This is a genomic window from Lentzea sp. NPDC006480 (genome assembly GCF_040611995.1).
In the GTDB taxonomy this organism is placed as follows: domain Bacteria; phylum Actinomycetota; class Actinomycetes; order Mycobacteriales; family Pseudonocardiaceae; genus Lentzea.
Window position 1 is genome coordinate 1 of sequence record NZ_JBEXPJ010000278.1, and the last position, 6792, is coordinate 6792.

General features: G+C 67.3%; 6 protein-coding genes. 2 read left to right on the top strand and 4 right to left on the bottom strand.

What is annotated here, in order from left to right:
* The first annotated feature begins 99 nt into the window (after nucleotides 1-99).
* Complete coding sequence (gene idi, locus ABZX92_RS44535; protein WP_355572049.1) at nucleotides 100-666, top strand: isopentenyl-diphosphate Delta-isomerase; 567 nt, start codon at nucleotides 100-102, stop codon at nucleotides 664-666.
* Here the strand turns inward: idi and ABZX92_RS44540 are convergent.
* A complete protein-coding gene (locus ABZX92_RS44540) occupies nucleotides 644-1951 on the bottom strand; it encodes a cytochrome P450 (protein WP_355572040.1) in 1308 nt (435 codons plus the stop codon). The two genes, idi and ABZX92_RS44540, sit on opposite strands and share 23 nt — an antisense overlap.
* A 1-nt stretch (nucleotide 1952) precedes the next feature.
* Entirely contained in the window at nucleotides 1953-2852 is a 900-nt protein-coding gene (locus tag ABZX92_RS44545) for a terpene synthase family protein (protein ID WP_355572042.1), read from the bottom strand.
* A 123-nt stretch (nucleotides 2853-2975) separates the two neighbouring features.
* Between ABZX92_RS44545 and ABZX92_RS44550 the strand changes: the two genes are divergently transcribed.
* Nucleotides 2976-4019: a polyprenyl synthetase family protein gene (locus ABZX92_RS44550; RefSeq protein ID WP_355572044.1), complete on the top strand. Its 1044-nt coding sequence runs from the start codon at nucleotides 2976-2978 to the stop codon at nucleotides 4017-4019.
* Between the two features lies 1 nt (nucleotide 4020).
* On the opposite strand, the gene ABZX92_RS44555 is transcribed toward ABZX92_RS44550, so the two are convergent.
* Together ABZX92_RS44555 and ABZX92_RS44560 are read right to left on the bottom strand one after the other, a co-directional pair.
* A complete protein-coding gene (locus ABZX92_RS44555; RefSeq protein ID WP_355572045.1) occupies nucleotides 4021-5055 on the bottom strand; it encodes a ribonucleotide-diphosphate reductase subunit beta in 1035 nt (344 codons plus the stop codon).
* On the bottom strand, nucleotides 5055-6792 hold a 1738-nt coding region (locus ABZX92_RS44560; protein ID WP_355572047.1), incomplete at its 5' end, for a ribonucleoside-diphosphate reductase subunit alpha. The genes ABZX92_RS44555 and ABZX92_RS44560, both read right to left, overlap by 1 nt.

Below are 6792 nucleotides of genomic sequence, written 5' to 3' on the forward strand. Positions count from 1 at the left end.
CACGTCCGCCGTCGCCTGCTGCAGCGCGGCCGACACCTTGGGGTAGTTGGCGAGACCAGGCCGGTAGCGGGTGATCGGCAGGACCTTCTCCGCGAACAGGTGGTTCTCCTGGCTGAGGACGGTTCGGCCATCGGCGTCGAGGACAAGGCCGTCGTGCACCACGCGGACACCCCGCTGCACCTGGCGTTTTCCAGCTACGTCTTCGACTCGGCGGGCAACACCGTGCTGACCCGCCGGGCGTTGCACAAGAAGACCTTCCCCGGCGTCTGGACCAACACCTGCTGCGGCCACCCGTTGCCGGACGAGGACATGGCCGAGGCCGTGTTGCGCCGTCTGAGTGACGAGCTCGGCATGAAGTGCTCGGAGCCGGAGCTGCTGCTGCCCGGTTTCCGCTACCGCGCCGAGATGGACGGCGTCGTCGAGAACGAGATGTGCCCGGTGTTCCGGGTGCTCTCCGACGACGAGCCGAACCCCAACCCGGACGAGGTCGACTCGACCGAACGCGTGCCGTGGGCCGAGTTCGCCGCGAGCGTCCTCGACGGCACGCGCGAGGTCTCGGCGTGGTCGAAGCTGCAGATCGCAGAACTGGTGAAGCTCGGCCCCGACCCGCTGCGGTGGCCGGTCGCGAGCCGGGACGGGCTGCCTAGCGCCGTTCGACTCGCATGACGCACTCCTTGAGCCGGTAGGTCAGGTCGCACCTGGCCACCGGCTCACCGACCTGCCGCAGCTGCCACCTGGCTGCCACCGCGGCGAGCACGGTCATGATCTCCGTCTGCCCGAACGCGTCCCCGATGCACTTGCGGAACCCGGTGCTGAACGGGATGTAGGCGTGCCGGGGCGACTCGCCGGCGCGTTCCGGCAGCCAGCGGTCCGGGTCGAACTCGTACGGCCGCGGGAACGAGCGCGGGTCGTGGTGCAGCACGTGCGGGCTGAAGAAGACGTCCGACCCGGCCGGAATGCGCTCGCCCGCGACCTCGACCTCGCGGGTGGTCCGCCTGCTGACCATCCAGGCGGGCGGATAGCGGCGCAGCGCCTCGGCGATCACCCGTTTCATGTACTCGAGTCGTGGCAGGTCGGAGTAGGTGACGGTGCGCCCTTCCAGCACTTCGTCGACCTCCGTCTGGAGTCGCTTCTCGACGTCCGGATGGCTCGCCAGCACGTGGAAGATCCACACGATGGTCTCCGCGGTCGTCGCGACGCCGCCGATCATGATCGTGATGATCTCGTCGTACAGCTCCTCGTCGGACATGGGCGCGCCGTCCTCGTCGCGCGCCGCGAGCAGCATGGACATCAGGTCGCCGCGGTCATCGGGTTGCTTGCGGTACTCGGCGATCGTGCGGTGCACCAGGTCACCCAGCCGCGCTTTCGCCTTGTCGTAGCGCCGGTTCACCGGCAGCGGGAGGCGGTGCGCCCAGTCGAACGGCAGCAGGATGCGCCGGCCGAGCCCGCCGACCAGCTCCGGCACCGCGGTGGAGAGCACCTCGGACACGTCGGCGCCGGACGTGATCAGCGTGCGGCTCAGCATGTCCGCGCTCACGGCGTGCATCTCGTCCGACAACGAGATCTCCGTGCCGGGCAGCCACGACGCCGCCCGCTCGGCCGCCCGTGCGGCCATGATCTCGGCGTAGCCCGCGATGCGGGTGTGGTGGAAGGCGGGCTGCATCATCTTCCGGTGCTTGCGGTGCTCCTCGCCGTCCGCGGTGGCGAGACCGTTGCCGACGACGACGCGCGACCTGTCCATCACCGCCCCGCCCTTGCCGAACGCGGCCCGTTGCGTGATCTGGACTTCGCGCACGGCGTCCGGGCTGGTGAGCAGATAGGTCTCCAGCGGGCCGATGCGGAACTTCACCACCTCGCCCAGCTCGCGCAGCTCGGTGAGGAACTCGAGCGGGCGGCGCAGCAGGTCGAGCGCGTGGCCCGCGAGCGGCAGGCCTCCGGGAGCGGTGATCACGTCAGTCCTCCGGTCGGTACTCGACGGTCGGGGTGGTCCAGGTGCTGGCGGGCCGGCCCGTGTAGCGGCTGGAGCAGGACGTCCACTCGATCAGCCCGGCCACGAAGTCGTTGAGGCCTCGGACGAACTGCCGGACGTCCCGGCGTTTCCCGAGCTCCGACGCGAGCACCGCGTCGGCCGCTTTGTCCGTGCGAGCGTTGGCGTCCTTGAAGAACACGCACGCCTGGGTGATCGCGTCCTCGTACGTGCAGCCCGTCTCGGCGGCGATGACCGCGACGAGGTTCTCCTGGTCCCCGTCGCGCAGCTCCTTCGGGAACGACAGCACGTCCTGGCAGGCGATCACCCGCTCGACGTCGCACCTGACCAGCTCGCTCATCAGGGGATCTGTCAGGGAATCACCGATGTCGATCCCGAGGCTGATTTCGACCAGCACGTGGTCAATGAGCTGGCCGACCGTCCGCCGACGCGAAATGAGATAACTTTCGACGTCCTGCAGAATGTCACCTTGGATTAGTTTCTGTTCGTGTTCGACGCATCCTTCGCGATACGCCGAAACGGCCTCGGTCAACCGGGACATCTGTCGCGGGTCGGTGTGCGACGCGAGTCCTGTCCAAATCTCGGCGATCAGCGGATTCCAGTGATCCGCCCAGTCGTCATCCCGTTCCGTCATCGTCGCGCAGATGCCCGCGAACTCCTGAAGCGTCCTCTCGTCGCAGGCAGGAAAGGCGATCGACGCCAGATAGACGTACTCTTTGGCTGCAAATGAGTCCTGCTCGGCAGCGGTTCGATAGGGGCCGTGCATGCCCATCCACCTGTGGAAAGAGTTTTTGACGGCACGGTAGTGGGGACTCTGTCGAACGGGGTACGAACGGTCCAAGACCGGCATTTCCATGCGCAGCATCCATCCGATCCGGCAGTGAGTGGTCTTCGAGCGTAAATGCCCGAACCTTGCCGGGTAAACGACGTCGTCTCATATCGAAGAGCGCGTTGACAACGCACTGACCCGTGCCCTCATCATTACCGCATGACCACCGCGCCCATTTTCACCGCGACCCCCGCACGCGCCGAACTGACCGCGCTGCTGCGCGACGTCGAGGTGGGTTTGGCCGACCACCTCGCCCTGGAAGCCGCCCGCCGGGCCGACCCGGACCCGCGCGGCGCCCTGCCCGTGCTGGACATCGCGTCCCTGGCCCGCGCCGGCGGCAAGAGACTCCGGCCGCTGTTCTGTCTCACCGGGTTCCTGGCAGCCGGTGGCGTCCCGGGAGCCGCTCCCGTGCCCGCCGCGATGGCCGTGGAGCTGCTGCACATCGGCGCGCTGATCCACGACGACGTCATGGACGACTCCGACCTGCGGCGCGGTTCGTTGACCGTGCACGCCCGGCATGCGCTGGAGCACAAGAAGAACAGCTGGCGCGGCGAGTCACGCCGCTACGGCGAGGCGCTGGCGATCCTGGCCGGCGACCTCGCGTGGACCTATGCCGACGGCCTGATGGCGGGCTTCGGCGCCGAGGTCGCCCGCGAGTGGTGCGAGATGCGCGCGGAACTGTGCGGCGGTCAGGCGCTCGACGTGATCGCGGCAGCCGAGTTCGCCGCGGATCCGGTGCTGGCCCGGCACATCGCGGTCGTGAAGTCCGGCCGCTACACGATCCAGCGGCCGTTGACGCTAGGTGCTCTGATCGCGGGTCGTGCCGATCTCGCGCCCGCGTTCGCCGTCTACGGCGAGGCGCTGGGGGAGGCGTTCCAGCTGCGCGACGACCTGATCGACGCGTTCGGCTCCAGCACGGCTTCTGGCAAGCCCGCGGGCCTGGACTTCCAGCAGCACAAGATGACGCTGCTGATCTCGTTGGCCATGCGGCACAACGCGGAGGTGCGCGCGCTCGTCGAACGGGGTGCGTTCGACGAGCTGCGCGACCACCTGGTGACCTCCGGCGCGGTGGACGCCGTGGAGGACCACATCGCCGACCTGGTGCGGGTCGCGCGGACCGCGGTCGGCGAGGCGGCGATCAGCGACGAGTGGCACGACGAACTGTGCGCGCTCGCCGGGCAGGTCGCCTACCGCGACCGGTAGTTCACCACTCCAGCGAGCCGCCGTTCTGGTACTCGATCACGCGCGTCTCGAAGAAGTTCTTCTCCTTCTTGAGGTCCATCATCTCGGACATCCACGGGAAGGGGTTCTCCGTTGGCTCCCAGACGGGTTCGAGGCCGAGCTGAGCACACCGGCGGTTGGTGATGAACCGCATGTACTGCTCGCACTGGCCGGCGTTGAGGCCGAGGATCCCGTTCGGCATCGTGTCGCGGCCGTACGCGATCTCCAGCTCGCAGCCCTCGGCGAGCATCGTCCGCACCTCCTTCTGGAACACGTCGTTCCACAGGTGCGGGTTCTCGATCTTGATCTGGTTGATCGCGTCGATGCCGAAGTTCAGGTGGATCGACTCGTCGCGCAGGATGTACTGGTACTGCTCGGCGATGCCGACCATCTTGTTGCGGCGGCCCATCGACAGGATCTGCGCGAAGCCGGTGTAGAACCACATGCCCTCGAACACGACGTAGAACGCCACGAGGTCCTTGAGGAACGCCTGGTCGTTCTCGGGCGTGCCCGTCCTGAACTCCGGGTCCTCCAGGTGCTGGGTGAACTGCAGCGCCCACGCGGCCTTGTCCGTGATGGACGGGATCTCCCGGTACATGTTGAACAGCTCGCCGTCGTCCAGGCCGAGCGACTCGCAGATGTACTGGAACGTGTGCGTGTGCACGGCCTCCTCGAAGGCCTGGCGCAGCAGGTACTGGCGGCACTCGGGGTTGGTGAGGTGCCGGTACACCGCGAGCACGATGTTGTTGGCCACCAACGACTCGCTCGTTGCGAAGAAGCCGAGGTTCCGCTTGATCATGCGGCGTTCTTCCTCGGTGAGGCCGTCCTTGGACTTCCACAGGCTGATGTCGGCCTGCATCGAGACCTCGGTCGGCATCCAGTGGTTGTTGCAGCCGTTGAGGTACTTGTCCCACGCCCAGTGGTACTTGAGCGGCAGCAGCTGGTTGACGTCGGCGCGACAGTTGATCATCGCCTTGTCGTCGACGGACACACGTGCCGCGCCTGCTTCGACACTCATTACTGGCAAGCCTCACAGTCGGGGTCGGTGATGGAGCAGGACGGGTCGGCGGCGACGGGGGAGACGGCGTTGAGCTTGCCGTCGGTGCCCTGCAACGTGGACTTCTCCACGTGCGTGGCACTCTGCGTCCGCAGGTAGTAGGTGGTCTTCAGCCCGCGCACCCACGCCAGCTGGTACAGCTCGTCGAGCTTGCGGCCGCTCGGCGCGGCCAGGTAGAGGTTCAGCGACTGGGCCTGGTCGATCCACTTCTGGCGACGACTGCCGGCCTCGATCAGCCACGAGCTGTCGATCTCGAACGCCGTGGCGTACAAGGCCTTCAGGTACGGCGGCACCCGGTCGATCGCGCCGAGGCTGCCGTCGTGCAGCTTCAGGTCCGAGATCATCTGCTCGTCCCACAGCTTGCGCTGCTTGAGCGCCCGCACCAGGTCCGGGTTGATCACGGTGAAGTCGCCGGACATGTTCGACTTCACGTACAGGTTGCGGTACAGCGGCTCGATCGACTGGTTCACGCCGGTGATGTTGGCGATGGTCGCGGTCGGCGCGATGGCCATGACGTTCGAGTTCCGCATGCCCCGGCGGACCTTCTCGCGCACGACGTCCCAGTCCATCGTGGACTCGCGGTTCTGCTCCAGCTCACCCTCCGCGCGCGTGCCCGCGAGGATCTCCACGGAGTCGATCGGCAGGATCCCCCTGCTCCACAACGATCCCTCGAACGACTGGTACGCGCCGCGTTCCTGGGCGAGTTCGGCACTCGCGCTGATCGCGTAGTAGCTGATCTCCTCCATGCTGCGGTCCGCGAACTCGACGGCCTCCGCGCTCGCCATCGGCGTGCCGAGCGTGAACAGCGCGTCCTGGAACCCCATCAGCCCCAGGCCGACCGGCCGGTGCTGGAGATTCGAGTTCCTGGCTTCCGGGATCGTGTAGTAGTTCACGTCGATCACGTTGTCGAGCATGCGAACCGCCGTGCGCACGGTCTTCTCGAGCCGCGCGTGGTCGATGCCCTCGGCCGTCACGTGCTGCGCGAGGTTGACGGAGCCCAGGTTGCAGACCGCGACCTCGTCGACCGTGGTGTTCAGGGTGATCTCGGTGCACAGGTTCGACGAGTGCACGACACCGCTGTGCTGCTGCGGCGAACGCAGGTTGCACGGGTCCTTGAACGTGATCCACGGGTGCCCGGTCTCGAACAGCATCGTGAGCATCCGCCGCCAGAGGTCCACGGCGGGGAGCCGCCGGAAGACCTTGATCTCGCCGTTCGCGGCCTTCTGCTCGTACGCCCGGTACTTCTCGGCGAACTCGTCGCCGAACGCGTCGTGCAGGTCCGGCACCTCGTCCGGCGAGAACAGCGTCCACTGGCCGTTGGCGCGGACCCGGCGGATGAACTCGTCCGGCACCCAGTTCGCGGTGTTCATGTCGTGCGTGCGGCGGCGCTCGTCGCCGGTGTTCTTGCGCAGGTCGAGGAACTCCTCGACGTCGATGTGCCAGGTTTCGAGGTACGCGCAGACAGCGCCCTTGCGACGGCCGCCCTGATTGACGGCGACGGCGGTGTCGTTGGCCACCTTGAGGAACGGGACCACGCCCTGCGACTTGCCGTTGGTGCCCTTGATGTGCGCGCCAATGCCACGCACTGGCGTCCAGTCGTTGCCGCGGACCAGCGAGTGGAGCTCTCCCGCCATCCCCGCCTTGAGCATCACCTGCGTGGCCGGGGTGGACACCTGAATGCGAGGCGTGGCCAGCAGC